The sequence below is a fragment of the Blastococcus jejuensis genome (assembly GCF_039534705.1).
GTDB classification, from domain to species: domain Bacteria; phylum Actinomycetota; class Actinomycetes; order Mycobacteriales; family Geodermatophilaceae; genus Blastococcus_B; species Blastococcus_B jejuensis.
Genome location: NZ_BAAAVV010000001.1, coordinates 310,354 through 335,780 on the forward strand (window position 1 = coordinate 310,354; position 25,427 = coordinate 335,780).

Sequence of the window (25,427 nt, forward strand, 5' to 3'; positions counted from 1 at the left end):
CAGTGGACCGGTCAGACCCGGCGGCGCTTCTTGGGGCGGCAGCCGTTGTGCGGCTGCGGCGTCACGTCCTGGATCTGTCCGACCTCGAGGCCGGTGGCCTGCAGGGAGCGGATGGCGGTCTCGCGGCCGGAGCCGGGACCCTTCACGAAGACGTCGACCTTGCGCATGCCGTGCTCCTGCGCCTTGCGGGCAGCGTTCTCGGCGGCCATCTGCGCGGCGAACGGCGTGGACTTGCGCGAGCCCTTGAAGCCGACGTGGCCGGCCGAGGCCCAGCTGATGACGTTCCCGTTCGGGTCGGTGATCGACACGATCGTGTTGTTGAACGTGCTCTTGATGTGCGCCGCGCCGTGGGCGACGTTCTTCTTCTCCTTGCGGCGCACCTTCTTGGCGCCGGCCGCAGTGCGAGCCCTGGGAGGCATGTCTCTCCGGATCCTCTGTGTTTCGTGGCCTAGTGAGGGATAGAGCGGCCCCGGCGCAGGGGCCCGGCCCGAGCGGAGCGAGGGCTGGGGGGCGCCGGGGTCCTTCTATTACTTCTTGCCGGCCTTCTTCTTGCCGGCGATGGTCTTGCGCGGGCCCTTGCTCGAGCGCGCGTTGGTCTTGGTGCGCTGCCCGTGCACGGGCAGACCGCGGCGGTGCCGCAGACCCTGGTAGCAACCGATCTCCACCTTGCGGCGGATGTCGCCCGCCACCTCGCGGCGCAGGTCACCCTCGACGCGGAAGTGCTCGTCGATGTAGTCGCGGAGCTTCAGCAGGTCCTCGTCAGTGAGGTCCTTGGCGCGCAGGTCGGGGCTGACGCCCGTCGCGGCCAGGGTCTCCTTGGCGTGGTGCTTGCCGATGCCATAGATGTAGGTGAGCGCGATCTCCATCCGCTTCTCGCGGGGCAGGTCGACGCCAGCCAGTCGTGCCATGTTCAGGTACTCCCTCAGCCCTGGCGCTGCTTGTGCCGGGCGTTGTCGCAGATGACCATGACCCGGCCGTGCCGGCGGATCACCTTGCACTTGTCGCAGATCTTCTTCACCGACGGCTGGACCTTCACCGGTGCCGCCCCTCATTCCTCAGATCGTGGCCTCGTCCCGCGCCACCCGAGGGCGGTCGCGGACGGAAGCGATTACTTGTAGCGGTAGACGATGCGACCGCGCGTCAGGTCGTAGGGCGAGAGCTCCACGACCACGCGGTCTTCGGGCAGGATGCGGATGTAGTGCTGCCGCATCTTGCCGCTGATGTGGGCGAGCACCCGGTGCCCGTTCTGCAGCTCGACCCGGAACATCGCATTGGGCAGCGGCTCGACGACGCGACCCTCGACCTCGATGGCCCCGTCCTTCTTCGCCATACCTCGAACGATCTCCTTGGTATCGGTGGTGCTGGTGTCCTCCTGCGCCCACGGGAGAACCCGACGGGGACGCACTCGGTGATTGCAGAACAGGTGGTGCAGACGCTCTCGCGAGGGCGTCCCGGGACATGCGGCCACAGCACGACCACGGGACGGCGCGAACGCCAACGGGAATCGTACCCCGGCGTCCCACCAGTCACCAACCCGCCCCCGGTGAGGGGCTGCCCACACCAGCGGCCCGGCAACGCGGCCCGTTCCAGGGATCAGGCTGATCGATGGCCCTGGGGCGGCCGTTCTGCCGACCGGGATGCCCGCCTGAGGGACACCGTCCCCCGGAGGTCGACCGCGGGCCCGGTGACGAGCCGGCAGGGCCCGGCCGCAGAGGCCCGGGCGGCCTGTCAGGTGCGGGGGGTGACCCCGAACGGGGCGAGGCCGGCGACGCCGCCGTCCTCGGCCGTGAGCACCCACGGGCCCTCGGGCGTGATGGCCACGGTGTGCTCGAAGTGGGCGGCGCGGGAGCCGTCCTTGGTGACGACGGTCCACCCGTCCTCGAGCTCCACGGTCGCCGGGTCGCCGATGGTGACCATCGGCTCGATGGCCAGCGCGAGGCCGGGGACGAGCTTGGGGCCGCGCCCGGGACGGCCGTAGTTCAGCACGTGCGGGTCCTGGTGCATCTCGGTGCCGATCCCGTGCCCGCCGTAGTGGTCGACGATCCCGTAGGGGTGCGACTCGGCGGCGATCGTCGCCTCGACGGCATGGCTGATGTCGGTCAGCCGGCCGCCGGCGATCGCCCGGGCCAGACCGGCCCACATCGAGCGCTCGGTGACCTCGAGCAGGGCGGCGTCCTCGGGCGAGGACTCGCCCACGGTGACGGTGATGGCCGAGTCGCTGTGCCAGCCCTCGAGGATCGCCCCGCAGTCGATGGAGATGTTGTCGCCCTCGACGAGTCGACGCTCCGGGTTCGGGATGCCGTGGACGATCTCGTCGTTGATCGACGCGCAGATCGTGCCGGTGAACCCGTGGTAGCCCAGAAAGTTCGGCACCGCGCCCTGGGAGCGGATGTGGTCCTCGGCGACGGCGTCGAGCTCACCGGTGCTCACCCCGGGCCGGACGGCGGCCCTGACGGCCTTCAGCGCGCCCGCCGTGACGAGCCCGGAGGCGCGCATGAGCTCGATCTCGTGCGCGGTCTTGATCTGGATCATGCGTCCACTCCACTTCGCGAGCAGCGGGAGGCGGCTCAGGATGCCGGCCCTCATCGCGGCTCGCTCTCCGTCAGCCTTCGCTCGGCCGACCGGCGTCCGTCGCGCCCAGCGCCTCCATGGCGCGGGCGGTGACCTCGTCCACCTCACCGATCGCGTCGATGCGGGAGAGCAGGCCCTCTGACTCGTAGAAGCCCGAGAGAGGCGCCGTCTGTTCCCGGTAGACCTCCAGGCGGTGCCGGACGGTCTCGGGCTTGTCGTCCTCGCGCTGCACCATCTGGCCGTCGACCAGCATGCGCCGGCCGGAGAGCCGGCGGACCAGCTCCTCCTCGTCGACGATCAGCTCGAGCACCCGGTCGAGCCCGTGCCCCAGGTCGGAGAGCGACTCGCGCAGCTGCTCGGCCTGCGCGATGGTGCGCGGGAAACCGTCGAGCAGGAAGCCGCCCTTCGCGTCGGTCTCCGCCAGCCGGTCCTTGACCATGGCGACGGTGATCTCGTCAGGAACGAGGTCACCGGCGTCCATGTAGGTCTTGGCCTGCCGGCCGAGTTCGGTCTGCCCGCTCACGTTCGCGCGGAAGATGTCGCCGGTCGAGATCGCCGGGACGCCGAGCTTCCCGGCGATGATCTGCGCCTGGGTCCCCTTCCCCGCCCCGGGCGGGCCCAGCAGCACGACGCGCACTACTTCAGGAACCCTTCGTAGTTGCGCTGGTTGAGCTGCGTCTCGATCTGCTTCACGGTCTCCAACCCCACTCCCACCATGATGAGCACCGCGGTCCCGCCGAACGGGAAGTTCTGGTTCTGGCCCTGCTGGGTGATCGACAGGAAGAAGTTGGGCAGCACGGCCACGACTCCCAGGTAGATCGATCCGGGCAGGGTGATCCGGGACAGTACGTACTGCAGGTACTCCGCGGTGGGGCGCCCCGGGCGGATACCGGGGATGAAGCCGCCGTAGCGCTTCATGTCGTCGGCCCGCTCCTCCGGGTTGAACGTGATCGACACGTAGAAGTACGTGAAGAACACGATCAGGCCGAAGTAGAGCGCGACGTGGACGGCACTGCTCTGGTCGATGATGTAGGTCTCGAAGAACTGGCGGACCGCACCGGTCTCGTTGCCCTGGAGCTGGCTGATCAGCTGCGGCAGGTAGAGCAGCGACGAGGCGAAGATGACCGGGATGACACCGGCCTGGTTGACCTTCAGCGGCAGGTAGGTGGAGGTGCCGCCGTACATGCGGCGGCCGACCATCCGCTTGGCGTACTGCACCGGGATGCGGCGCTGCGCCTGCTCGACGTAGACGACCGCACCGATGATCAGCAGGGCGAACACGCAGACGACGGCGAAGACGACGCCACCGCGGCTCTGCAGGATCGAGCCACCCTCGGCGGGGATCCGCGCGGCGATGGAGGTGAAGATCAGCACGGACATGCCGTTGCCGATCCCCTTCTCGGTCAGCAGCTCGCCGAGCCACATGATCAGCGCGGTGCCGGCGGTCAGGGCGATGACCAGGACGACCGTCGTCCACACCGAGTCGTCGGGGATGATCGTCTCGGAGCAGTTCGGGAAGAGCTGGCCACTGCGGGCCAGGGCGATGATGCCGGTGCTCTGCAGCACCGCCAGGGCGATCGTCAGGTAGCGGGTGTACTGGGTCAGCTTGGCCTGACCCGACTGCCCTTCCTTCTTCAGCTGCTCGAAGCGCGGGATCACGACCACCAGCAACTGCACGATGATGCTCGCCGTGATGTACGGCATGATCCCGAGCGCGAAGACGCTCAGCTTGAGCAGCGCGCCGCCGGAGAACAGGTTGACCAGCGAGTAGAGGTCGCGCTGATCGGAGGCCTGCGCCTGGTCGAGGCAGGAGTTGATGGCCTCCACCGACACCCCGGGGCCGGGAACGGCCGCGCCGAGGCGGTAGACGGCGATGATCGCCAGGGAGAACAGCAGCTTGCGCCGGAGATCTGGCGTCCGGAACGCCGCGGCGAACGCCTGCAGCACGTGCCCTCCCCTGATCGGTCGAGTGAGGTTAGCAATCCGCCCCCGCCGGATCGGCGAGGGCGGTCAGCAGACGACCCCCGCGGCGCACCGATGTGCGTCGCGGGGGCCGCCGGCTTCAGATACGGGTCGTGCTACCGCCGGCCGCGCCGATCTTCTCCGCCGCGGACGAGGAGAAGGCGTGCGCGTGCACGTGGACCTCGATGCCGCCGAGGTCGCCGGTGCCGAGCACCTTGACGGGCTGACCGCGCCGGACGGCGCCGGCCTCGGCCAGCGTGTCGGGGTTGATCGAACCGCCCTGGGGGAACAGCGCCGCGATCCGGTCGAGGTTGACGACCTGGAACACGACCTTGTTCGGGCTCTTGAAGCCGGTGAGCTTGGGCAGTCGCATGTGCAGCGGCGTCTGCCCGCCCTCGAAGCGCGGGGACACGTTGCCCCGCGCGCCGGTGCCCTTGGTGCCGCGACCGGCCGTCTTGCCCTTGGAGCCCTCACCGCGACCCACGCGGGTCTTGGCGGTGTGGGCGCCCGGGGCCGGACGCAGGTGGTGGACCTTAAGAGTCATGGTGTGTCATTCCTCAAACTTCTTCGACGCGCACGAGGTGCGGCACCGTCGCGACCATCCCGCGGATCTCGGGACGGTCCTCCTGGACGACCGAGTCGTGGATCCGCTTGAGACCGAGCGAACGCAGCGTCTGACGCTGGTTCGGCTTGGTGCCGATCGCCGACCGGATCTGGGTGACCTTGATCTGCGCCATCTCAGACTCCCTGGCCCGCACGCGCCCGCAGCATGGCCGCGGGGGCGACGTCCTCGAGGGGCAGACCGCGGCGGGCCGCGATCTCCTCGGGGCGGACGAGGTCCTTCAGCGCCTGCATGGTGGCGTGCACGATGTTGATCGGGTTGGAGGACCCGAGGCTCTTGGAGAGCACGTCGTGGATGCCGGCGCACTCCAGCACGGCGCGCACCGGGCCACCGGCGATCACACCGGTACCGGGGCTGGCCGGCTTGAGCAGCACGACACCGGCCGCCGCCTCACCCTGCACCGGGTGCGGGATGGTGGCAGCGATGCGCGGCACCTTGTAGAAGTGCTTCTTGGCCTCCTCGACACCCTTGGCGATCGCCGCGGGCACCTCCTTGGCCTTGCCGTAGCCGACGCCCACGGTGCCGTCGCCGTCGCCCACGATCACCAGGGCGGTGAAGCTGAAGCGCCGACCACCCTTGACGACCTTGGACACGCGGTTGATGGCCACCACGCGCTCGATGTAGTTGCTCTTCTCGGCGGGCGCGCCTCCGGGGCCCCGCCCGCCGTCACGACGGTCGCGGCGGTCGTTACCGCCGCCGGCGCCGCCGCCGCGTCGCTGTGGTCCTGGCATCAGACGTACCTCTCGATCCGCTCAACAGAATTGCTCATCAGAAGTCCAGACCGCCCTCGCGGGCGCCGTCGGCCAGCGCGGCGATGCGACCGGCGTACCGGTTGCCGCCACGGTCGAAGACGACGGCGCTGATGCCGGCCGACTTCGCCCGCTCCGCGATGAGGGCGCCCACCTGGCGGGCCAGGGCGGACTTGTCGCCCTCGGCGCTGCGCAGGCTGGCGTCCATCGTCGAGGCGCTGGCCAGCGTGCGGCCGGCGGTGTCGTCGACGAGCTGCACGTGGATGTGCCGCGAGCTGCGCTTGACGACCAGGCGCGGACGCTCCGGCGTGCCGGTGACGCGCTTGCGCAGCCGGTTGTGGCGCCGCAGCCGCGAGACGCGGCGCGCGGTGCTGACGTCGGTACCGACGGGCTTGTGGCCGCCGCTCTTGGAAGTTGCTGCCTGTGCCATCACTTGCCCGTCTTCCCGACCTTGCGCTTGACGACCTCGCCCTGGTACCGCACGCCCTTGCCCTTGTACGGGTCGGGCTTGCGGATCTTGCGGATCTTGGCCGCGACCTCACCCACCTGCTGCTTGTCGATGCCGCTCACCCGGAGACGGGTGGGCGACTCGACGGCGAAGCTGATCCCCTCAGGGGCCTTCACCGGCACCGGGTGGCTGAAGCCCAGGGCGAACTCGAGGTCCGAACCGCGTGCCTGGACGCGGTATCCGACACCGACGATCTCGAGGGTCTTGGTGTACCCCTCGGTGACGCCGGTGATCATGTTGGCGATCAGCGTGCGCGAGAGCCCGTGCAGGGCCCGGCTCTGCCGCTCGTCGTTGGGGCGCGCGACCTTCAGCGTGCCGTCCTCGTCGCGCTCGACCGTGATCGGCACGGCGACGGTGTGGGTCAGCGAGCCCTTCGGGCCCTTCACGCTGACCGTCTGGCCGTCGATGGTGACGTCGACACCGGAGGGCACGGGGATCGGGAGTCGTCCGATTCGTGACATCTTCGCTCGCTCCCTTACCAGACGTAGGCGAGGACTTCCCCACCCACGCCCTTCTTGTTCGCCTGCTTGTCGGTCAGCAGCCCGGTCGACGTCGAGATGATCGCCACGCCGAGACCACCGAGGACCTTCGGCAGGGAGGTCGACTTGGCGTAGACCCGCAGACCCGGCTTGGAGACGCGCCGGACGCCGGCGATGCTCCGCTCGCGGTTGGGGCCGTACTTCAGGTCGATCTGCAGCTGCTTGAAGGTGCTGCCGTCCTTCTCGACGTCGTTGACGGACCAGCCGGCGATGTAGCCCTCCTGCTGGAGGATCTCGGCGATGTGCGTCTTCAACTTCGACGACGGCATGACCGCGGCGTCGTGGTACGCCTGGTTGGCGTTCCGCAGACGCGTCAGCATGTCCGCGATCGGGTCGGTCATCGTCATGGTGTGTGGTGCCTCTCTCGCCGCGGTTCCACATGCGCTGGGTCTCGGAGACTTGGCGCGGGGCCTATCGACGATCGGTGGTGCTGTGGTTCGACCGGTGCTCGTGCTCCGGTCGGGTGGAGCGGCTGGGACTTACCAGCTGGACTTGCGCACGCCCGGGAGCTCGCCGGCGTGGGCCATCTCCCGGAGGCAGATCCGGCAGAGGCCGAACTTGCGGAACACCGAATGCGGGCGACCGCACCGCTGGCAGCGGGTGTAGCCGCGGACAGCGAACTTGGGCTTGCGGTTCGCCTTCTCGATCAGAGCCTTCTTGGCCATTGGTTTCTCCTACCGGCTCAGCGGATGGTGGCCACGACGGGCTGACCGGCGAAGGGGAAGCCCAGCTGGCGGAGCAGCTCGCGGCCCTCGTCGTCGTTCGTGGCGGTGGTGACCAGCGTGATGTCCATGCCCCGCTGCCGGTCGATCTTGTCGACGTCGATCTCGCGGAACATCGACTGCTCGTTGAGGCCGAAGGTGTAGTTGCCGTGGCCGTCGAACTGCTTGGCGTTGAGGCCGCGGAAGTCGCGGATACGCGGCAGGGCCAGCGACAGCAGGCGGTCGAGGAACTCCCACATGCGGTCGCCGCGCAGAGTGACCTTCGCGCCGATCGGCATGCCCTCACGCAGCTTGAACTGGGCGATGGACTTGCGGGCCTTGACCACGGCCGGCTTCTGACCGGTGATCGCGGTCAGGTCGCGGACGGCGCCGTCCATGAGCTTGGCGTCACGGGTCGCCTCGCCGACGCCCATGTTGACCACGATCTTGGTCAGCCGGGGGATCTGCATGACGTTCTCGAAGCCGAACTCCGACTGGAGCGCGGGCGCGATCGTCTCGCGGTAGTGGGCGAGCATGCGGGGCAGCTCGCGGGTGGGTGCGGTCATCAGAGGTCCTTACCGGTGCGCCGCGAGACCCGGATGCTGCGGCCTTCTTCGTCCTTGCGGTAGCCGACCCGGGTCGGCTTGTCCTCGGAGTCGATCACCATCACGTTGCTCACGTGGATGGGCGCCTCCTGCGTGACGATCCCGCCCTGCTGGGCGCCGCGCTGGCTGGTGCTGATGCGGGTGTGCTTCTTGACCCGACCGACGCCCTCCACGAGCACCTTCTGGAGCTTGGGGTAGGCGGCGATGACGCGGCCCTTGGCGCCCTTGTCCCGGCCGGCGAGAACGACGACGGTGTCGCCCTTCTTGACCTTCATGGACGGCGTCTTGGCGGGCGCGGACGCCTTGTTGTTGGCAGCCATGATCACAGCACCTCCGGAGCGAGCGAGATGATCCGCATGAAGCGCTTGTCGCGGAGCTCACGGCCCACCGGGCCGAAGATGCGCGTCCCGCGCGGGTCGCCGCTGTCGCGGATGATGACCGCGGCGTTCTCGTCGAAACGGATGTAGGAGCCGTCGGGACGACGGCGCTCCTTCACCGTGCGGACGATGACGGCCTTGACCACGTCGCCCTTCTTGACGCCGGCACCGGGCAGCGCGTCCTTCACGGTGCCGACGATGACGTCGCCGATGCCCGCGTAGCGTCGCCCGGAACCGCCGAGCACCCGGATGCAGAGGATCTCCTTTGCTCCGGTGTTGTCGGCGACTCGCAGTCGCGACTCCTGCTGGATCACGTCCCTACTCCCAAATCTTTGTTGTGACAGCCGGGCCGGTTCGGTGAACCGGCTGTCCGGAACCCGCGTGCGGACGCACCGGCAGCATGCGCCGCCGGTGCGTCCGAAGCACGGGGAACCGGGATGCGGTGCGCACCCGGGGGGCGCACCAGTCGTCCAGCGTACTCGTACGCGTCACGGCCCCGGAGGGCCGCCCTGAACTACCTCGTTACTTGGCCTTCTCGACGATCTCGACCAGCCGCCACCGCTTGGTGGCCGACGTCGGCCGGGTCTCCATGATCTGCACGCGGTCACCGATGCCGGCGACGCCCTGCTCGTCGTGCGCCTTCAGCTTGCTGGTGCGCCGGATGACCTTGCCGTAGAGGCCGTGCTTCACGCGGTCCTCGACCTCTACGACGATGGTCTTCTCCATCTTGTCGCTGACCACGAGGCCCTCACGGACCTTGCGGTAGCCACGCCCGGCCAGGCCGGGCCCGGTCGCGCTCGACTGGGTCTCGCTCATGCCACACCCTCGTTCGGGGCGACCGAGAGACCCAGCTCGCGCTCACGCATGATCGTGTAGATCCGGGCGATGTCGCGGCGGACGGTCTGCAGTCGCCGGTTGTTGTCCAGCTGGCCGGTGGCCACCTGGAACCGCAGGTTGAACAGTTCTTCCTTGTGCTCGCGCAGCCGCGAGGCGAGCTCGTCGGCAGAGAGCTCGCGCAGCTCGGGAGCGGTCAGACCGGCGGCCATCACACTTCTCCTTCACGCGTGATGAAGCGGCACTTCATCGGCAGCTTGTGGATCGCGCGGCGCATGGCCTCACGGGCCACGGGCTCGGCGACACCGGACAGCTCGAACAGCACGCGGCCGGGCTTGACGTTGGCCACCCACCACTCGGGGGAACCCTTACCGGAACCCATGCGGGTCTCGGCGGGCTTCTTGGTCAGCGGACGGTCGGGGTAGATCGAGATCCACACCTTGCCGCCACGCCGGATGTGCCGGGTCATGGCGATACGCGCGGACTCGATCTGCCGGTTCGTCACGTACGCCGGCTCGAGGGCCTGGATGGCGTACTCACCGAAGTTGATCTCGGTGCCGCCCTTGGCCTTCCCCGAGCGACTCGGGTGGTGCTGCTTGCGGTGCTTGACGCGCCGTGGGATCAGCATGGCGTCAGCCCTCCGTCTTCTCGGCAGCCGGCTCCTCGGCCGCGGGGGCCTCGGCGGCAGCGGTCTCGACCGCGGGGGTCTCGGCAGCGGGCGTCTCGACCGCAGGGGTCTCGACGGCAGCCGGCGTCTCGACCACAGGGGTCTCGACGGCAGCAGACTCGGCCGCCGGCGCCTCCGTGGCCGGGGTCTCGGCAGCGGCGCGACCGGCCTCGGTCCCGCCGGCGGTGGTGCCCGACGAACCCGAACGACGCTGCGGGCGCTGGGCCCGCTCACGACGCTGCTGACGGTCGGCGAGCGCCTCGAGGGCGGCACGCTCGGCGCGCGAGCCACTGACGTCACCCTTGTAGATCCAGACCTTCACGCCGATGCGGCCGAAGGTGGTCCGGGCCTCGTAGATGCCGTAGTCGATGTTCGCGCGGAGCGTGTGCAGCGGCACCCGGCCCTCGCGGTAGAACTCCGACCGGCTCATCTCCGTGCCGCCGAGGCGACCCGAGCACTGCACCCGGATGCCCTTGACCTGCGGGCTGCGCTGGGCCGACTGCATGGCCTTGCGCATGGCACGACGGAAGCTGACCCGGCTGGAGAGCTGCTCGGCCACGCCCTGGGCGACCAGCTGCGCGTCCGACTCGGGGTTCTTGACCTCGAGGATGTTCAGCTGCACCTGCTTGCCGGTGAGCTTCTCCAGCTCACCGCGGATGCGGTCGGCCTCGGCGCCGCGGCGGCCGATGACGATGCCCGGGCGGGCGGTGTGGATGTCGACGCGGACCCGGTCACGGGTGCGCTCGATCTCCACCTTGGAGATGCCGGCCCGCTCCATGCCCTTGGACATGAGCTTGCGGATCGCGACGTCTTCCTTGACGTAGTCCTTGTACAGCTTGTCCGCATACCACCGGGACTTGTAGTCGGTGGTGATCCCGAGTCGGAACCCGTGCGGGTTGACCTTCTGACCCACTAGCGGGTCCCTCCCCTCGTGTTGCTCTTCTGCTGTGCGGCCGGGCCGGACTGGCCCGTGTCCCGACGCGCCTTGCGCGACTTCTGGGCGAGCTCCGCGGTGGACGTCACCTCGCTCACCTCGACGGTGATGTGGCTGGTCCGCTTGTTGATGCGGAACGCCCGGCCCTGCGCACGCGGACGGATCCGCTTGAGCGTGGGGCCTTCGTCGACGTAGGCCGCGCTGACCACGAGGGCAGCGGGGTCGAGCCGCAGGTTGTGCTCGGCGTTGGCCACCGCGCTGGCCACGACCTTGGCCACCGGCTCGCTCGCGCTCTGCGGGGCGAAGCGCAGCAGCGCCAGCGCCTCGTCGGCGGGCAGGTAGCGGATGAGGTCCACCACCCGACGTGCCTTCATGGGGGTCACGCGGACGAACCGGGCCGTAGCCCGGGCGACCGGTGCCTCCTGTCCCAACTGGGAAGTCATCGAATTCTCTCTCTACCTGGTCGAGGTCAGCCGCGACGCGACCGGCGGTCGTCCTTGACGTGCCCACGGAAGGTGCGCGTGGGCGCGAACTCGCCGAGCTTGTGCCCGACCATCGCCTCGGTCACGAAGACCGGGACGTGCTTGCGGCCGTCGTGCACGGCGATCGTGTGCCCGAGCATGTCGGGGATGATCGTCGAGCGCCGCGACCAGGTGCGGATGACGTTCTTGGTGCCCTTCTCGTTCTGCACGTCCACCTTCTTGAGCAGGTGGTCGTCGACGAACGGGCCCTTCTTCAGGCTGCGTGGCATTCGGCTCTCCTTTACCGCCGGTTACCCGGGCTCAGCGCTTCTTGTTGGCGCGCCGGCGGCGCACGATCAGGGCGTCACTGGCCTTGCGCTTGCGCGTGCGGCCTTCCGGCTTGCCCTTCGGGTTCACCGGGTGACGTCCACCGGAGGTCTTGCCCTCACCACCACCGTGCGGGTGGTCGACCGGGTTCATGGCGACACCGCGGACGGTCGGGCGCTTGCCCTTCCACCGCATGCGGCCGGCCTTGCCCCAGTTGATGTTCGACTGCTCGGCGTTGCCCACCTCGCCGACGGTCGCGCGGCAGCGCACGTCGACGTTGCGGATCTCGCCCGACGGCATGCGCAGCTGCGCGAACCGGCCCTCACGGGCGACCAGCTGGACGCTGGTCCCCGCGGAGCGGGCGATCTTGGCGCCGCCACCGGGACGGAGCTCGATGGCGTGAACCACGGTGCCGACCGGGATGTTCCGCAGCGGCAGGTTGTTGCCGGGCTTGATGTCGGCCGAGGGGCCGCACTCGACGGTGTCGCCCTGCTTGAGCCGGGCCGGCGCGATGATGTAACGCTTCTCGCCGTCGGCGAAGTGCAGCAGCGCGATCCGCGAGGTGCGGTTCGGGTCGTACTCGATGTGCGCGACCTTGGCCGGCACACCGTCCTTGTCGGCCCGGCGGAAGTCGATCAGCCGGTAGGCACGCTTGTGACCACCGCCCTGGTGGCGAGCGGTGACCTTGCCGTGGACGTTGCGCCCACCGCGGCCGTGCAGCGGCCGGACCAGCGACTTCTCCGGATGGTCACGGGTGACCTCGGCGAAGTCGGCGACGCTGGAGCCGCGGCGGCCCGGCGTCGTCGGCTTGTACTTGCGGATAGCCATTGCTGACTCAGTCCTTCGTCTTGTGTCTCTGGTCCGGTCGGGAGGTCGGGCGCTTACGCGCCCGGGCCGCCGAAGATCTCGATGCGGTCGCCCGGGGCGAGCGACACGATGGCGCGCTTGGTGTCCTTGCGCTTGCCCATCCGGGTGCCCCGGCTGCGCTTGCGCTTGCCCTGGCGGTTGATCGTGTTCACGCCGAGGACCTTCACGTCGAAGATCTGCTCGACCGCGATCTTGATCTGCGTCTTGTTCGCCTCGGGCAGCACGATGAACGTGTACTGGTTCTGGTCGAGCAGCCCGTAGCTCTTCTCGGAGATCACCGGGGAGAGCAGGACGTCCCGGGGGTCGCGGACGCTCATGCCTTCTCCTCGGTGGTCTCGTCAGCGGCAGCGGCCTTCTTCGCCGGAGCCTTCTTCGCCGTGGCCTTCTTGGCCGGAGCGTCGTCGGCCGCGGCAGCGGCCTTCTTCGCCGGAGCCTTCTTGGCCGGAGCCTTCTTGGCGGCGGCCTTCTTGGCCGGAGCGCCTTCAGCCGCCGTCTCGGTCTCGACGGTGCCCTCGCCCTCGGCCGGAGCTGTCTCAACCGTTCCCTCACCCACGGAGGGGGCGATTGACGGGATGCCGCCAGGGGTCTCGCGGGTGGCGAGGTCCGGCTTGGTCGTCCCCGCGGAGGCGCTCTTCGAGCGGCTCTCGACGTACTCGGCCAGCGCGGTCTCGGTGAAGACGACCTCGTCGGCGACCAGCACGTCGTAGGTGTTGAGCTGGCCGGCCTCGATCAGGTGCACCTGCGGCAGGTTGCGCAGGCTCACCCAGTTGAGGACGTCGTCGCGGTCGAGGACCACGAGCACCCGCTTGGCCTGGGTCACGGCGTCCAGGGTCGCCAGCGCGGCCTTGGTCTTGGGGGCGTCCCCGTCGACGAAGGCGGAGACCACGTGCACCCGGCCCTCGCGGGCCCGGTCGGAGAGGGCACCGCGCAGAGCGGCGGCCTTCATCTTCTTCGGGGTCTTCTTCTCGTAGTCGCGCGGCTGCGGCCCGAAGACGGTGCCACCGCCGGTGAACTGCGGTGCGCGGGTCGAGCCCTGACGGGCGCGGCCGGTGCCCTTCTGCCGGTACGGCTTGGCGCCACCACCGCGGACCTTGCCGCGGGTCTTCGTCGCGTGCGTGCCCTGGCGGGCCGCGGCGAGCTGGGCCACGACCACCTGGTGCATCAGGGAGACGTTCGCGTCGGCGTCGAAGAGGGCGCCGGGCAGCGTCACGCTGCCGGAGGTCTCCCCCGCCGGGGTGCGGACGTCGACCTGACGGTCGGTGCGCTCGATACTCTGTGTCACTTGTTGTCACTCCCCACGGGACCGCCCTTGACCGCGGAACGGACGAGGAGGAGGCCACCCTTGGGACCGGGGACCGCGCCCTTGATGAGCAGCAGCCCGCGCTCCGTGTCGACCTTGTGGACGACCAGCGACAGCGTCGTCGTCTTCACGTGCCCCATGCGGCCGGCCATCTTCAGGCCCTTGAACACGCGACCGGGGGTCGACGCGCCACCGATGGAACCGGGAGACCGGTGCTTGCGCTGGGTGCCGTGCGAGGCGCCGAGGCCCTTGAAGCCGTGACGCTTCATGACGCCGGCGGTGCCCTTGCCCTTGCTGGTGCCGATGACGTCGACCTTGGCCACGCCGTCGAACACGTCGGCGTTCAGCTCCTGGCCGACCGTGTACTCGCCGGCGTCCTCGGTGCGCAGTTCCACCAGGTGCCGCCGCGGCGTCACGCCCGCCTTGGTGAAGTGCCCGCCCTCGGGACGGTTCACCTTGCGCGGGTCGATCTCACCGAACCCGAGCTGGACGGCGGAGTAGCCGTCGACCTCGGGGGTGCGCACCTGGGTCACCACACACGGGCCCGCCTTGACGACGGTCACCGGCACGAGGCGGTTGTTCTCGTCGAAAACCTGGGTCATCCCCAGCTTCTCGCCGAGGAGACCGCGAAATGTGCTCGCCATGTCTGCTGACTGCCCTTACTGAATGTTGACGTCGACCGAGGCCGGCAGGTCGATGCGCATGAGCGCGTCGACCGTCTTCGGCGTCGGGTCGAGGATGTCGATGAGCCGCTTGTGCGTGCGCATCTCGAAGTGCTCGAACGAGTCCTTGTACTTGTGCGGCGAACGGATCACCGCGTACACGTTCTTCTCCGTCGGCAGAGGCACCGGGCCGACCACTCGCGCTCCGGTCTTGGTGACCGTCTCCACGATGCGTCGCGCCGAGGCATCGATCGCCTCGTGGTCGTAGGCCTTCAGCCGGATGCGGATCTTCTGTCCCGCCATCGCTGTCTTCTGCTCCTGCCGATCGGTTGTGAAAGTTCGAGTGGGTCCGGTGACCCGGGGTGGCGGGCGGGGGCCGTGGACGGCCGCCGCCCGCCAGGGGTACTACTTGTTGATCTTGACGACCCGGCCGGCGCCGACGGTGCGGCCACCCTCACGGATGGCGAACCGGAGGCCCTCCTCCATGGCGATGGGCTGGATGAGCTCCACCGTCATCTCGGTGTTGTCGCCGGGCATGACCATCTCGGTGCCGGCGGGCAGGGTCACGACGCCCGTCACGTCCGTCGTCCGGAAGTAGAACTGGGGACGGTAGTTGTTGAAGAACGGCGTGTGACGGCCACCCTCGTCCTTCGAGAGGATGTAGACCGAACCCTCGAAGTTGGTGTGCGGGGTGATCGAGCCGGGCTTCACGACGACCTGGCCGCGCTCCACGTCCTCGCGCTTGATGCCGCGGAGGAGCAGACCGACGTTGTCACCGGCCTGACCCTGGTCGAGCAGCTTGCGGAACATCTCGACGCCGGTGACCGTGGTCTTGGTCGAGGTGGGACGGATGCCGACGATCTCGACCTCCTCGTTCACCTTGACGATGCCACGCTCCACGCGACCGGTGACGACGGTGCCGCGACCGGTGATGGTGAAGACGTCCTCGACGGGCATGAGGAACGGCTTGTCGATCTCACGCTCGGGCTCGGGGATCGCGGTGTCGACCGCGTCCATGAGCTCCATGAGCTTGTCGCCCCACTCCTTGTCGCCCTCGAGCGCCTTGAGCGCCGAGACGCGCACCACGGGGACGTCGTCGCCCGGGAACTCGTACTCGGACAGCAGCTCGCGGACCTCCAGCTCGACGAGCTCGAGGATCTCCTCGTCGTCGACCATGTCGGCCTTGTTGAGCGCCACGACGATGTAGGGGACGCCGACCTGGCGGGCCAGGAGCACGTGCTCCTTGGTCTGCGGCATCGGGCCGTCGGTCGCGGCGACCACCAGGATGGCGCCGTCCATCTGCGCCGCACCGGTGATCATGTTCTTGATGTAGTCGGCGTGCCCGGGGCAGTCGACGTGCGCGTAGTGACGGTTCTCCGTCTGGTACTCGACGTGGGCGATCGAGATCGTGATGCCGCGAGCCTTCTCCTCGGGCGCCTTGTCGATCTGGTCGAAGGCCGACGCCTCGTTGAGGTTCGGGTACTTGTCGTGCAGGACCTTGGTGATCGCCGCGGTCAGCGTCGTCTTGCCGTGGTCGATGTGCCCGATGGTGCCGATGTTGACGTGCGGCTTGGTCCGCTCGAACTTGGCCTTGGCCACTGGGTTCCTCTCCTCGTGGTTTCGCAGTCGTGCGCGTGTCTAGGGGGTGCGGGACGTGCTCGGGTGGTGCCGGGCTACTCGCCCGTGGCCTTGGCGATGATCTCCTTGGCCACGTTCTGCGGAACTTCTGCGTAGCTGTCGAAGACCATCGTGTAGCTCGCCCGTCCCTGGGTGCGGCTGCGCAGGTCGCCCACGTAGCCGAACATCTCCGAGAGCGGGACCAGCGCCTTGACGACGCGAGCGCCGGAGCGCTCGTCCATCGCCTGGATGGTTCCGCGCCGGGAGTTCAGGTCGCCGATGACGTCGCCCATGTTCTCTTCGGGGGTGACGACCTCGACAGCCATGAGCGGCTCGAGCAGGGCCGGGCTGGCCTTGCGCGCCGCCTCCTTGAAGGCGATCGAGCCGGCGATCTTGAAGGCCATCTCCGAGGAGTCGACCTCGTGGTACTGGCCGTCGAGGAGGGACGCCTTGACGCCCACCATCGGGTAGCCGGCCAGGACGCCGTACTGCATGGCGTCCTGCATGCCCTGGTCGACCGAGGGGATGTACTCCTTCGGGATGCGACCACCGGTGACCTTGTTCTCGAACTCGTAGGTCGCCGAGTCGTTGGACATCTCCAGCGGCTCGATGGCGATCTGCACCTTCGCGAACTGGCCCGACCCACCCGTCTGCTTCTTGTGGGTGTAGTCGTACCGCTCGACGGCCTTGCGGATCGTCTCGCGGTAGGCCACCTGGGGCTTGCCGACGTTGGCCTCGACGTTGAACTCGCGCCGCATCCGGTCGACCAGGATCTCCAGGTGGAGCTCACCCATGCCCGAGATGACCGTCTGACCGGTCTCCTCGTCGAGGCGCACCTGGAAGGTCGGGTCCTCCTCGGCCAACTTCTGGATGGCCGTGCCCAGCTTCTCCTGGTCGCTCTTGGTCTTCGGCTCGATGGCGACCGAGATGACCGGCGCGGGGAAGGTCATCGACTCGAGGATCACCGGCTTCTGCGGGTCGCAGAGGGTGTCGCCCGTCGTCGTCTGCTTCATGCCGTTGACGGCCACGATCTCACCGGCGCCCACGCCCGCACGCTCTTCGCGCTTGTTCGCGTGCATCTGGTAGATCTTGCCGACCCGCTCCTTGCGGTCCTTGGTGCTGTTGAGCACCGGGGACCCGGCGTCGAGCTTGCCCGAGTAGACGCGGATGTAGGTCAGCTTGCCCAGGTGCTGGTCGGTCTGGATCTTGAAGGCCAGCGCCGAGAACGGCTCGTCCTCGTCGGCGTGCCGCAGGACCTCGGTCTCGCCGTCGAGCGCGGTGCCGACGATCGCCTCGATGTCCAGCGGGCTGGGCAGGTAGTCGGTGACCGCGTCGAGCATGGGCTGGACGCCCTTGTTCTTGAACGCGGACCCCGTCACGACCGGGTTGACCTGGCCGGCGATGGTCGCCTTGCGGATCGCGGCCTTGATCGTGTCGACCGCGATGTCCTCGCCACCGAGGTAGGACTCCATGATCGAGTCGTCGAAGTCGGCGATGCCCTCGAGCAGCTTCTCCCGGTACTCGGCGGCCTGCTCGGCCAGCTCCTCCGGGATCTCCTCGATGGCGTAGTCCTCACCGAGCTTGGTCTCGCCGCGCCAGGTGAGGGCCTTCATCTGGACCAGGTCGACGACGCCGATGAAGTCGGCCTCGGCACCGATCGGGATCTGCAGCACCAGCGGGTTGGCCCCGAGGCGCTCGACCATCATGTCGACGCAGCGGAAGAAGTTCGCACCGGTGCGGTCGAGCTTGTTGACGAAGCACATGCGCGGGACGCCGTACTTCTCGGCCTGCCGCCAGACCTGCTCGGTCTGCGGCTCGACACCGGCGACACCGTCGTAGACCGCGACGGCGCCGTCGAGCACCCGCAGCGACCGCTCCACCTCGACGGTGAAGTCGACGTGGCCCGGCGTGTCGATGATGTTGATGTCGAAGCCGTTCCAGGAGCACTTCGTCGCGGCCGACGTGATGGTGATGCCGCGCTCCTGCTCCTGCTCCATCCAGTCCATCGTGGCCGCGCCGTCGTGGACCTCACCGATCTTGTAGTTGATACCGGTGTAGAAGAGGATGCGCTCCGTCGTCGTGGTCTTGCCGGCGTCGATGTGCGCCATGATCCCGATGTTCCGGGTCTTGGCGAGCTCGGCCTTCTTGGCCATCTCCTACTCCTCTTCGTTCGGGTCCGCGTGCGGGTGTCGGGGCTGTGACATCTAGAAGCGCCCCGGGCTTCCCGCGGGCAGCGGGTGCCGGCTGTTCACCGGCGGGGGTGCGCCTACCAGCGGTAGTGCGCGAAGGCCTTGTTCGACTCGGCCATCTTGTGGGTGTCCTCGCGACGCTTCACCGCGGCGCCGAGGCCGTTGCTCGCGTCGAGCAGCTCGTTCATCAGGCGCTCGGTCATCGTCTTCTCGCGGCGGGCGCGGCTGTACTGGATCAGCCAGCGCAGGCCCAGCGTGGTGCTGCGCGAGGGACGCACCTCGACCGGGACCTGGTAGGTCGCACCACCGACGCGGCGGCTGCGGACCTCGAGGGCCGGCTTCACATTGTCCAGCGCGCGCTTGAGGGTGACGACCGGGTCGGTGTCGCTCTTGGCGCGGCAGCCCTCGAGGGCGCCGTAGACGATCGCCTCGGCGACCGAGCGCTTGCCGTCGACGAGCACCTTGTTCACCAGCTGGGTCACCAGCGGCGACTGGTACACCGGATCGGCGACGAGCGGACGCTTCGGGGCGGGGCCCTTGCGCGGCATTAGCTCTTCTCCTTCTTCGCGCCGTAGCGGCTGCGGGCCTGCTTGCGGTTGCGGACACCCTGGGTGTCCAGCGAGCCGCGGATGATCTTGTAGCGCACGCCCGGGAGGTCCTTCACACGGCCGCCGCGCACGAGCACCATCGAGTGCTCCTGCAGGTTGTGGCCGACGCCCGGGATGTAGGCGGTCACCTCGATGCCACTGGTCAGGCGGACGCGAGCGACCTTGCGCAGCGCCGAGTTCGGCTTCTTCGGCGTCGTCGTGTAGACGCGCGTGCAGACTCCGCGGCGCTGGGGCGAACCCTTGAGCGCCGGAGTCTTGGTCTTCTCGACCTTGTCCTCGCGGCCCTTGCGGACCAGCTGGTTGATCGTGGGCATGGGTGGCCTTGATCTCCTACCTGCGCTGGGTCGTGCTCGTCGACTGTGCTCTGGGGTGGTGCTCTGCTGCTCGTACCGGGTGCCGGTCCTGCTGGAGGACTTCCCGACCCCGGCCACGACGATCCGTCCGGCCCCCGCGGTCGGGCGTGTCGCCCTTCCCGGGACCGGCCCGATGTCGGACCGAACTCGGTTGCCCCTCGCGACTCGGCGCCGCCACCCTCCGGCTTCTGCCAGGGAGTGGACCCCGGCGACCAGAATGCTGGTCACCCAGGCGCACCGCGAACGGGAGCAGGCCCAGGGCACCCTGGGCACGGCTGACCACGATACCCGTGCCCTGGAGACCGGTCAAAGCCGGGTCCGTCACACGCAGGGACAGGGGCCGTCCGCCGCCCACCGGGGCCGATGTCGCTGGGATGACGCCCCCGGGTATGCGGGGTGTTCCCCGCCGCCGGACGATGCCTCCGGAGCTCCGGTGGAGCCCGGACAGTACCCCGGCCCGGACCGTCCCCGGCGGATCCGCCGCGCGCGGCGGGCGGCTACGGTCCAGGCACGGCGTCGACGGCGACGTCGCTGACCCGAGGAGTGCACGTGCGCATCGGCATCCAGGCCAGTTACAGCGGTGGGTTCCAGGAGACCGCGGCGGAGATCCGCGACCTGGAGTCCGCGGGTCTCGACGTGGCCATGGTGGCCGAGGTCTACACGTTCGACGCGGTGAGCCAGCTGGGCTACCTCGCGGCGGTCACCGACCGGGTCGAGCTGATGAGCGGCATCTTCCCCATCTACAGCCGCACGCCGGCCCTCACGGCGATGACGGCCGCCGGGCTGGACTTCGTCTCGAACGGGCGCTTCACGCTCGGTCTGGGCGCCTCCGGCCCCCAGGTCATCGAGGGCTGGCACGGTGTCCCCTACGACGCACCGCTGCAGCGGACCCGGGAGATCGTGGAGATCTGCCGCCAGGTCTGGCGCCGCGACCGGCTCGACCACGCCGGCAAGAAGTACACGATCCCGCTCCCGGCCGACCAGGGCACCGGCCTGGGCAAGCCGCTGAAGCTGATCAACACCCCGGTGCGCGACCGCATCCCGGTGATGCTGGCGGCGCTGGGCCCGAAGAACGTCGAGCTGGCCGCGGAGATCGCCGAGGCGTGGGAACCCATCTTCTTCGTGCCCGAGAAGGCGGCGTCGGTCTGGGGCGAGTCCCTGGCGGCGGGCAAGGCCAAGCGCGATCCGGCGCTCGGCGAGCTCCACGTCCTCACCGGGGTGCCGGTCGCGATCGGCGACGACGTCGAGCCGCTGCTGGACTTCGTGCGGCCGGCGCTGGCGCTCTATATCGGCGGCATGGGCGCCCGGGGCAAGAACTTCTACAACGACCTGGCGGTGCGCTACGGCTACGCCGACGAGGCGAAGACCATCCAGGACCTGTACCTGGACGGGAAGAAGGAGGAGGCCGCGGCGGCCGTGCCCGACGAGCTGGTGCGGGCGTCGTCCCTCATCGGTCCCGAGTCCTACGTGGCCGAGCGGATCGCGGCGTTCGCCGAGGCGGGCGTCGGCACGCTCATGCTGCAGCCCCTCGACGGCAGCCGCGAGGGTCGCCTGAAGACCGTGGAGACGATGAAGCGCCTCGCGGGCTGATCCGGGATCCGGGCGCCTCGTCGCGGCCGGTGCCGCGGTCTGGTGGCGGTGTCCGCGGTGCGACGCGGCACCGGTGACCACACGGCGGCACTCCCCCGCCGTCCTCGCCCCGTCGTCGCCGTCCCCACCGTCTGCCGCGCGTATGGCGACCACAACGCGAGAATGGCGCCGCGACGGCGGGATCGCGGGCACCTTGCCGCGGTCTGGTGGCGGTGTCCGCGGTGCGACGCGGCACCGGTGACCACACGGCGGCACTCCCCCGCCGTCCTCGCGCCGTCGTCGCCGTCCCCACCGCCCTGGAACACGGAAGGGCCCCCAGGTCAGTGCGACCTGGGGGCCCTTCCGTCACTGGCTAGGAGCTCAGCCCCGCCAGTCGTACTCCTCGAGGCGCACGGCCTCGCCGGTGCCCTGGCCGAAGACGTCGGGGCTGTAGTACTGCCCGTCGTCGTAGCCGGCCATGGTGTACACCGCGGCGCGGGCCTCCTCGGTCGGCTCGACCGTGATGTTCCGGTAGCGGCTGATGCCCGTACCCGCCGGGATCAGCTTGCCGATGATCACGTTCTCCTTGAGCCCGAGCAGGCTGTCGCTCTTGCCCTGGATCGCGGCGTCGGTGAGCACCTTGGTCGTCTCCTGGAAGGAGGCGGCCGACAGCCACGACTCGGTCGCGAGCGAGGCCTTGGTGATGCCCATGAGCACCGGACGGGCCGAGGCCGGCTCGCCGCCCTCGGCGACGACGCGACGGTTCTCGGTCTCGAACAGCGTCCGCTCGACCAGCGCACCCGGCAGGAACTCCGTGGCGCCCGAGTCGATGATGGTCACCCGCTTCAGCATCTGGCGGATGATCACCTCGATGTGCTTGTCGTGGATCGACACACCCTGGCTCCGGTAGACCTCCTGGACCTCGCGGACCAGGTGCAGCTGCACCTCGCGCGGGCCCATGATCCGCAGCACCTCGTGCGGGTCCACCGCACCCTCGGTGAGCTGCTCGCCGACCTCGACGTGCTGCCCGTCCTCGACCCGCAGCCGCGACCGGCGCGACAGCTTGTCGTAGACGACCTCGTCGGAGCCGTCGTCCGGGGTGATGGTGAGCTTGCGGAACTGCTCGCCGTCCTCGATGCGCACGGAGCCGGCCAGTTCGGCGATCGGCGCCTTGCCCTTGGGGACCCGGGCCTCGAAGAGCTCCACCACACGCGGCAGACCGTGGGTGATGTCCTCACCCGCGACACCACCGGTGTGGAAGGTGCGCATCGTCAGCTGCGTGCCGGGCTCACCGATCGACTGGGCGGCGATGATGCCGACCGCCTCGCCGACGTCCACCAGCTTGCCGGTCGCGAGCGACCGCCCGTAGCAGGTGGCGCAGGTGCCGAGCAGCGACTCGCAGGTCAGCACGCAGCGCACCTTGACCTCGGAGACGTTGGCGTCGACCAGCGCGGCGATGAGGACGTCGCCCAGGTCGGCGCCGGCCTCGGCGATGACGGTCCCGTCCTCGGCCACCACGTCGGCGGCGAGGGCGCGGGCGTAGACGCTGGTCTCCACGTGGGCGTCACGGGTGACCTTGCCGTCGAGGACCGTGCCGATCGGCATGATGACGCCGCGCTCGGTGCCGCAGTCCTCCTCGCGGATGATGACGTCCTGCGAGACGTCGACCAGCCGGCGGGTGAGGTACCCCGAGTCGGCGGTACGCAGCGCCGTGTCGGCCAGACCCTTGCGGGCACCGTGCGTCGAGATGAAGTACTCGAGCACGGACAGACCCTCCCGGAAGTTGGCCTTGATCGGCCGCGGGATGATCTCGCCCTTCGGGTTGGCGACCAGACCACGCATACCGGCGATCTGGCTGATCTGCATCATGTTGCCTCGGGCACCCGAGTTGACCATGACCCAGACCGGGTTGGTGGTCGGGAAGTTGTCGACCATCGCCTGGCTGACCTCGGCCCGCGCGCGGGTCCAGATCTCGATCAGCTCGCCACGACGCTCGGTGTCGGTGATGACACCGCGCTCGTACTGCTTCTCGATCTTGGCGGCCTCGGCCTCGTGCCGGTCGAGGATCTCCCGCTTGGCCGGCGGGGTCACCACGTCGTCGATGGCGATCGTGATGCCCGCGCGGGTGGCCCAGTGGAAGCCGGCCGACTTCAGGGCGTCCAGCGTCGCCGCGACCTGCACCTTGGGGTAGCGCTCGGCGAGGTCGTTGACGATCGCCCCGAGCTCCTTCTTCGGCACCTGGTAGTTGACGAACCGGTAGTCCTCGGGCAGCGCCTCGTTGAACAGCACCCGGCCGAGGCTGGTGAGCACGGCCGCGGGGGCGCCCGGCGTCCAGTCCTCCGGCTGCTCCCACGGCTCGTTCATCGAGCCGTTGTCGACGCCGAACACCTCGTCGAGGCGGATAAGCGCGCGCTCCTGCAGACCGAGGGCACCCTTGTCGTAGGCCATGATCGCCTCGGCGGCCGAGGAGAACGCTTTCGGGGAACCGCCGTCGGCCTCCCACGAGCTGGCCACCAGGGTGGTCAGGTGGTAGAGGCCGAGCACCATGTCCTGGGTCGGCGCGGTGATCGGACGACCGTCGGCCGGGCTCAGGATGTTGTTCGAGCTCAGCATCAGGATCCGGGCCTCGGCCTGCGCCTCGGCCGACAGCGGCAGGTGCACCGCCATCTGGTCACCGTCGAAGTCCGCGTTGAACGCGGTGCAGACGAGCGGGTGGATCTGGATGGCCTTGCCCTCGACCAGCTGCGGCTCGAAGGCCTGGATGCCCAGGCGGTGCAGCGTCGGCGCGCGGTTGAGCAGCACCGGGTGCTCGGTGATGACCTCTTCCAGCACGTCCCACACGACCGGACGGGCGCGCTCGACCATCCGCTTGGCGGACTTGATGTTCTGCGCGTGGTTGAGGTCGACCAGCCGCTTCATGACGAAGGGCTTGAACAGCTCCAGCGCCATCTGCTTGGGCAGGCCGCACTGGTGCAGCTTCAGCTGCGGGCCGACGACGATGACCGAACGGCCGGAGTAGTCGACGCGCTTGCCGAGCAGGTTCTGGCGGAACCGGCCCTGCTTGCCCTTGAGCAGGTCGCTCAGGGACTTCAGCGGGCGGTTGCCCGGACCGGTGACCGGCCGGCCACGACGACCGTTGTCGAACAGCGCGTCCACGGACTCCTGGAGCATCCGCTTCTCGTTGTTCACGATGATCTCGGGCGCACCGAGGTCGAGCAGACGCTTCAACCGGTTGTTCCGGTTGATCACGCGGCGGTACAGGTCGTTCATGTCGCTGGTCGCGAAGCGGCCACCGTCGAGCTGCACCATCGGGCGCAGGTCCGGCGGGATGACCGGGACGCAGTCCAGCACCATGCCCATGGGCGAGTTGCGGGTCTGCAGGAACGCCGCGACGACCTTCAGCCGCTTGAGGGCCCGCAGCTTGCGCTGGCCCTTGCCGCTGCGGATGGTCTCGCGCAGCGAGGCGGCCTCGGCGTCGAGGTCGAAGTCGGCGAGCAGCTTCTGCAGCGCCGCGGCACCCATGCCGCCCTCGAAGTACTCACCGAAGCGGTCGCGCAGCTCGCGGTAGAGCCCCTCGTCGGCGATGAGCTGCTTCACCTCGAGCTTGCGGAAGGTGTCGAGCACCTCCTCGAGACGGTCGATCTCCCGCTGCGAGCGGTCGCGCAGCTGGCGCATCTCGCGCTCGCCACCCTCGCGGACCTTGCGGCGGACGTCGGACTTGGCGCCCTCCGCCTCGAGCTCGGCCAGGTCGGCCTCGAGCTTCTGCTGGCGGGCCTCGACGTTGGCGTCGCGCTGGCCCTCGAGGTTGGACTTCTCGGCGCTGATCTCGGCCTCGATGGTCGGGAGGTCGCGGTGCCGCGCCTCGTCGTCCACCGTGGTGATCAGGTAGGCCGCGAAGTAGATGATCTTCTCGAGGTCCTTGGGCGCCAGGTCGAGCAGGTAGCCCAGGCGCGACGGCACGCCCTTGAAGAACCAGATGTGGGTGACCGGAGCGGCCAGCTCGATGTGGCCCATCCGCTCGCGGCGGACCTTGGCCCGGGTCACCTCGACGCCGCAGCGCTCGCAGATGATGCCCTTGAACCGGACCCGCTTGTACTTACCGCAGTAGCACTCCCAGTCCCGGGTGGGACCGAAGATCTTCTCGCAGAACAGACCATCCTTCTCCGGACGCAGCGTCCGGTAGTTGATGGTCTCGGGCTTCTTCACCTCACCGTGCGACCACTGGCGGATGTCGTCGCCGGTGGCCAGGCCGATGCGCAACTCATCGAAGAAGTTGACGTCGAGCAACGTGATGACCCCTTTCCGGGGCTAGATCGAAACGCTTTGTTTTCAGCTTTGGTCTGGGCTGGAAGGCCCCCGTGCCGGGTCCCGCCGCGAGCTTGCGAGTGGCGGGGGGCACGGGGGT

The 25,427-nt window shown here is 69.1% G+C and carries 34 protein-coding genes; 1 reads left to right on the forward strand and 33 read right to left on the reverse strand.

Going from position 1 to position 25,427, the window contains the following annotated elements; genetic code table 11:
- Nucleotides 1–11: 11 nt before the first annotated feature.
- The 32 genes from rpsK to rpsL all read right to left on the reverse strand — a co-directional run bounded on the left by rpsK (nt 12) and on the right by rpsL (nt 19,414).
- Complete coding sequence (rpsK, locus tag ABD644_RS01445; protein ID WP_026857037.1) at nt 12–419, reverse strand: 30S ribosomal protein S11; 408 nt, start codon at nt 417–419, stop codon at nt 12–14.
- A gap of 108 nt (nt 420–527) precedes the next feature.
- Nucleotides 528–908, reverse strand: a complete 381-nt coding sequence (gene rpsM / locus ABD644_RS01450; protein ID WP_135136029.1) for a 30S ribosomal protein S13 — start codon at nt 906–908, stop codon at nt 528–530.
- A 14-nt stretch (nt 909–922) separates the two neighbouring features.
- Entirely contained in the window at nt 923–1,036 is a 114-nt protein-coding gene (gene rpmJ / locus ABD644_RS01455; RefSeq protein WP_012950458.1) for a 50S ribosomal protein L36, read from the reverse strand.
- A gap of 72 nt (nt 1,037–1,108) precedes the next feature.
- Nucleotides 1,109–1,330, reverse strand: coding sequence for a translation initiation factor IF-1 (infA, locus tag ABD644_RS01460; protein ID WP_012950459.1), 222 nt, complete (start codon nt 1,328–1,330; stop codon nt 1,109–1,111).
- 398 nt (nt 1,331–1,728) lie between these two features.
- Nucleotides 1,729–2,532, reverse strand: a complete 804-nt coding sequence (gene map, locus ABD644_RS01465; RefSeq protein WP_344686704.1) for a type I methionyl aminopeptidase — start codon at nt 2,530–2,532, stop codon at nt 1,729–1,731.
- A 70-nt stretch (nt 2,533–2,602) separates the two neighbouring features.
- Nucleotides 2,603–3,208: an adenylate kinase gene (locus tag ABD644_RS01470; protein ID WP_344686706.1), complete on the reverse strand. Its 606-nt coding sequence runs from the start codon at nt 3,206–3,208 to the stop codon at nt 2,603–2,605.
- Nucleotides 3,208–4,518, reverse strand: coding sequence for a preprotein translocase subunit SecY (gene secY, locus ABD644_RS01475; RefSeq protein WP_344686707.1), 1,311 nt, complete (start codon nt 4,516–4,518; stop codon nt 3,208–3,210). The genes ABD644_RS01470 and secY overlap by 1 nt, the downstream gene beginning before the upstream one ends.
- A gap of 115 nt (nt 4,519–4,633) precedes the next feature.
- Complete coding sequence (gene rplO, locus ABD644_RS01480; protein WP_344686708.1) at nt 4,634–5,077, reverse strand: 50S ribosomal protein L15; 444 nt, start codon at nt 5,075–5,077, stop codon at nt 4,634–4,636.
- Nucleotides 5,078–5,090: 13 nt separating this feature from the next.
- Complete coding sequence (rpmD, locus tag ABD644_RS01485; RefSeq protein ID WP_344686709.1) at nt 5,091–5,270, reverse strand: 50S ribosomal protein L30; 180 nt, start codon at nt 5,268–5,270, stop codon at nt 5,091–5,093.
- A 1-nt stretch (nt 5,271) separates the two neighbouring features.
- Complete coding sequence (gene rpsE / locus ABD644_RS01490; RefSeq protein ID WP_344686710.1) at nt 5,272–5,886, reverse strand: 30S ribosomal protein S5; 615 nt, start codon at nt 5,884–5,886, stop codon at nt 5,272–5,274.
- A gap of 37 nt (nt 5,887–5,923) precedes the next feature.
- On the reverse strand, nt 5,924–6,334 hold the full coding sequence (rplR, locus tag ABD644_RS01495; RefSeq protein WP_344686711.1) for a 50S ribosomal protein L18: 411 nt from the start codon (nt 6,332–6,334) through the stop codon (nt 5,924–5,926).
- Complete coding sequence (gene rplF / locus ABD644_RS01500) at nt 6,334–6,873, reverse strand: 50S ribosomal protein L6 (RefSeq protein WP_344686712.1); 540 nt, start codon at nt 6,871–6,873, stop codon at nt 6,334–6,336. Before rplF ends, rplR begins: the two co-directional genes overlap by 1 nt.
- A gap of 14 nt (nt 6,874–6,887) precedes the next feature.
- Nucleotides 6,888–7,292: a 30S ribosomal protein S8 gene (gene rpsH, locus ABD644_RS01505; protein ID WP_425547348.1), complete on the reverse strand. Its 405-nt coding sequence runs from the start codon at nt 7,290–7,292 to the stop codon at nt 6,888–6,890.
- A gap of 138 nt (nt 7,293–7,430) precedes the next feature.
- Nucleotides 7,431–7,616 (reverse strand): type Z 30S ribosomal protein S14, encoded by a 186-nt coding sequence (locus ABD644_RS01510; protein ID WP_026857026.1) that lies wholly within the window; start codon nt 7,614–7,616, stop codon nt 7,431–7,433.
- A 17-nt stretch (nt 7,617–7,633) separates the two neighbouring features.
- A complete protein-coding gene (gene rplE, locus ABD644_RS01515; RefSeq protein ID WP_425547349.1) occupies nt 7,634–8,218 on the reverse strand; it encodes a 50S ribosomal protein L5 in 585 nt (194 codons plus the stop codon).
- Nucleotides 8,218–8,577 (reverse strand): 50S ribosomal protein L24, encoded by a 360-nt coding sequence (gene rplX / locus ABD644_RS01520; RefSeq protein WP_425547350.1) that lies wholly within the window; start codon nt 8,575–8,577, stop codon nt 8,218–8,220. Before rplX ends, rplE begins: the two co-directional genes overlap by 1 nt.
- A 2-nt stretch (nt 8,578–8,579) precedes the next feature.
- Nucleotides 8,580–8,948: a 50S ribosomal protein L14 gene (gene rplN, locus ABD644_RS01525; RefSeq protein WP_014377983.1), complete on the reverse strand. Its 369-nt coding sequence runs from the start codon at nt 8,946–8,948 to the stop codon at nt 8,580–8,582.
- Between the two features lie 208 nt (nt 8,949–9,156).
- Nucleotides 9,157–9,450: a 30S ribosomal protein S17 gene (rpsQ, locus tag ABD644_RS01530; protein WP_344686714.1), complete on the reverse strand. Its 294-nt coding sequence runs from the start codon at nt 9,448–9,450 to the stop codon at nt 9,157–9,159.
- Entirely contained in the window at nt 9,447–9,680 is a 234-nt protein-coding gene (gene rpmC, locus ABD644_RS01535) for a 50S ribosomal protein L29 (protein WP_344686715.1), read from the reverse strand. Before rpmC ends, rpsQ begins: the two co-directional genes overlap by 4 nt.
- Nucleotides 9,680–10,096, reverse strand: coding sequence for a 50S ribosomal protein L16 (gene rplP / locus ABD644_RS01540; protein ID WP_344686716.1), 417 nt, complete (start codon nt 10,094–10,096; stop codon nt 9,680–9,682). The genes rpmC and rplP overlap by 1 nt, the downstream gene beginning before the upstream one ends.
- Nucleotides 10,097–10,100: 4 nt before the next feature.
- Nucleotides 10,101–11,048 carry a 30S ribosomal protein S3 gene (rpsC, locus tag ABD644_RS01545; protein ID WP_344686717.1) on the reverse strand — a complete coding sequence of 316 codons (948 nt, stop codon included), beginning with the start codon at nt 11,046–11,048 and terminating at the stop codon, nt 10,101–10,103.
- Nucleotides 11,048–11,512 carry a 50S ribosomal protein L22 gene (gene rplV / locus ABD644_RS01550; RefSeq protein WP_425547351.1) on the reverse strand — a complete coding sequence of 155 codons (465 nt, stop codon included), beginning with the start codon at nt 11,510–11,512 and terminating at the stop codon, nt 11,048–11,050. The genes rpsC and rplV overlap by 1 nt, the downstream gene beginning before the upstream one ends.
- 26 nt (nt 11,513–11,538) lie before the next feature.
- Complete coding sequence (gene rpsS, locus ABD644_RS01555; RefSeq protein WP_344686718.1) at nt 11,539–11,820, reverse strand: 30S ribosomal protein S19; 282 nt, start codon at nt 11,818–11,820, stop codon at nt 11,539–11,541.
- Nucleotides 11,821–11,851: 31 nt separating this feature from the next.
- Nucleotides 11,852–12,685 carry a 50S ribosomal protein L2 gene (rplB, locus tag ABD644_RS01560; RefSeq protein ID WP_344686719.1) on the reverse strand — a complete coding sequence of 278 codons (834 nt, stop codon included), beginning with the start codon at nt 12,683–12,685 and terminating at the stop codon, nt 11,852–11,854.
- 53 nt (nt 12,686–12,738) lie between these two features.
- On the reverse strand, nt 12,739–13,041 hold the full coding sequence (gene rplW / locus ABD644_RS01565) for a 50S ribosomal protein L23 (RefSeq protein WP_344686720.1): 303 nt from the start codon (nt 13,039–13,041) through the stop codon (nt 12,739–12,741).
- Nucleotides 13,038–14,006, reverse strand: coding sequence for a 50S ribosomal protein L4 (rplD, locus tag ABD644_RS01570; RefSeq protein ID WP_344686721.1), 969 nt, complete (start codon nt 14,004–14,006; stop codon nt 13,038–13,040). The genes rplW and rplD overlap by 4 nt, the downstream gene beginning before the upstream one ends.
- A complete protein-coding gene (gene rplC / locus ABD644_RS01575; protein WP_344686722.1) occupies nt 14,003–14,668 on the reverse strand; it encodes a 50S ribosomal protein L3 in 666 nt (221 codons plus the stop codon). The genes rplD and rplC overlap by 4 nt, the downstream gene beginning before the upstream one ends.
- Nucleotides 14,669–14,683: 15 nt before the next feature.
- Nucleotides 14,684–14,989, reverse strand: a complete 306-nt coding sequence (rpsJ, locus tag ABD644_RS01580; RefSeq protein ID WP_014377994.1) for a 30S ribosomal protein S10 — start codon at nt 14,987–14,989, stop codon at nt 14,684–14,686.
- 102 nt (nt 14,990–15,091) lie between these two features.
- Nucleotides 15,092–16,285: an elongation factor Tu gene (gene tuf / locus ABD644_RS01585; RefSeq protein WP_344686723.1), complete on the reverse strand. Its 1,194-nt coding sequence runs from the start codon at nt 16,283–16,285 to the stop codon at nt 15,092–15,094.
- 74 nt (nt 16,286–16,359) lie between these two features.
- Nucleotides 16,360–18,456, reverse strand: a complete 2,097-nt coding sequence (gene fusA, locus ABD644_RS01590; RefSeq protein WP_344686724.1) for an elongation factor G — start codon at nt 18,454–18,456, stop codon at nt 16,360–16,362.
- A 113-nt stretch (nt 18,457–18,569) separates the two neighbouring features.
- Nucleotides 18,570–19,040 (reverse strand): 30S ribosomal protein S7, encoded by a 471-nt coding sequence (rpsG, locus tag ABD644_RS01595; RefSeq protein ID WP_089336457.1) that lies wholly within the window; start codon nt 19,038–19,040, stop codon nt 18,570–18,572.
- The gene (gene rpsL, locus ABD644_RS01600; protein WP_012950487.1) at nt 19,040–19,414 is read right to left on the reverse strand and encodes a 30S ribosomal protein S12; all 375 of its coding nucleotides are present in this window, start codon (nt 19,412–19,414) and stop codon (nt 19,040–19,042) included. Before rpsL ends, rpsG begins: the two co-directional genes overlap by 1 nt.
- 588 nt (nt 19,415–20,002) lie before the next feature.
- Here rpsL and ABD644_RS01605 point away from each other — a divergent pair.
- Nucleotides 20,003–21,043 (forward strand): LLM class F420-dependent oxidoreductase, encoded by a 1,041-nt coding sequence (locus ABD644_RS01605; protein WP_344686725.1) that lies wholly within the window; start codon nt 20,003–20,005, stop codon nt 21,041–21,043.
- A 360-nt stretch (nt 21,044–21,403) separates the two neighbouring features.
- Here ABD644_RS01605 and ABD644_RS01610 read toward each other — a convergent pair whose 3' ends face one another.
- Entirely contained in the window at nt 21,404–25,309 is a 3,906-nt protein-coding gene (locus ABD644_RS01610) for a DNA-directed RNA polymerase subunit beta' (RefSeq protein ID WP_344686726.1), read from the reverse strand.
- Between the last annotated feature and the right edge of the window lie 118 nt (nt 25,310–25,427).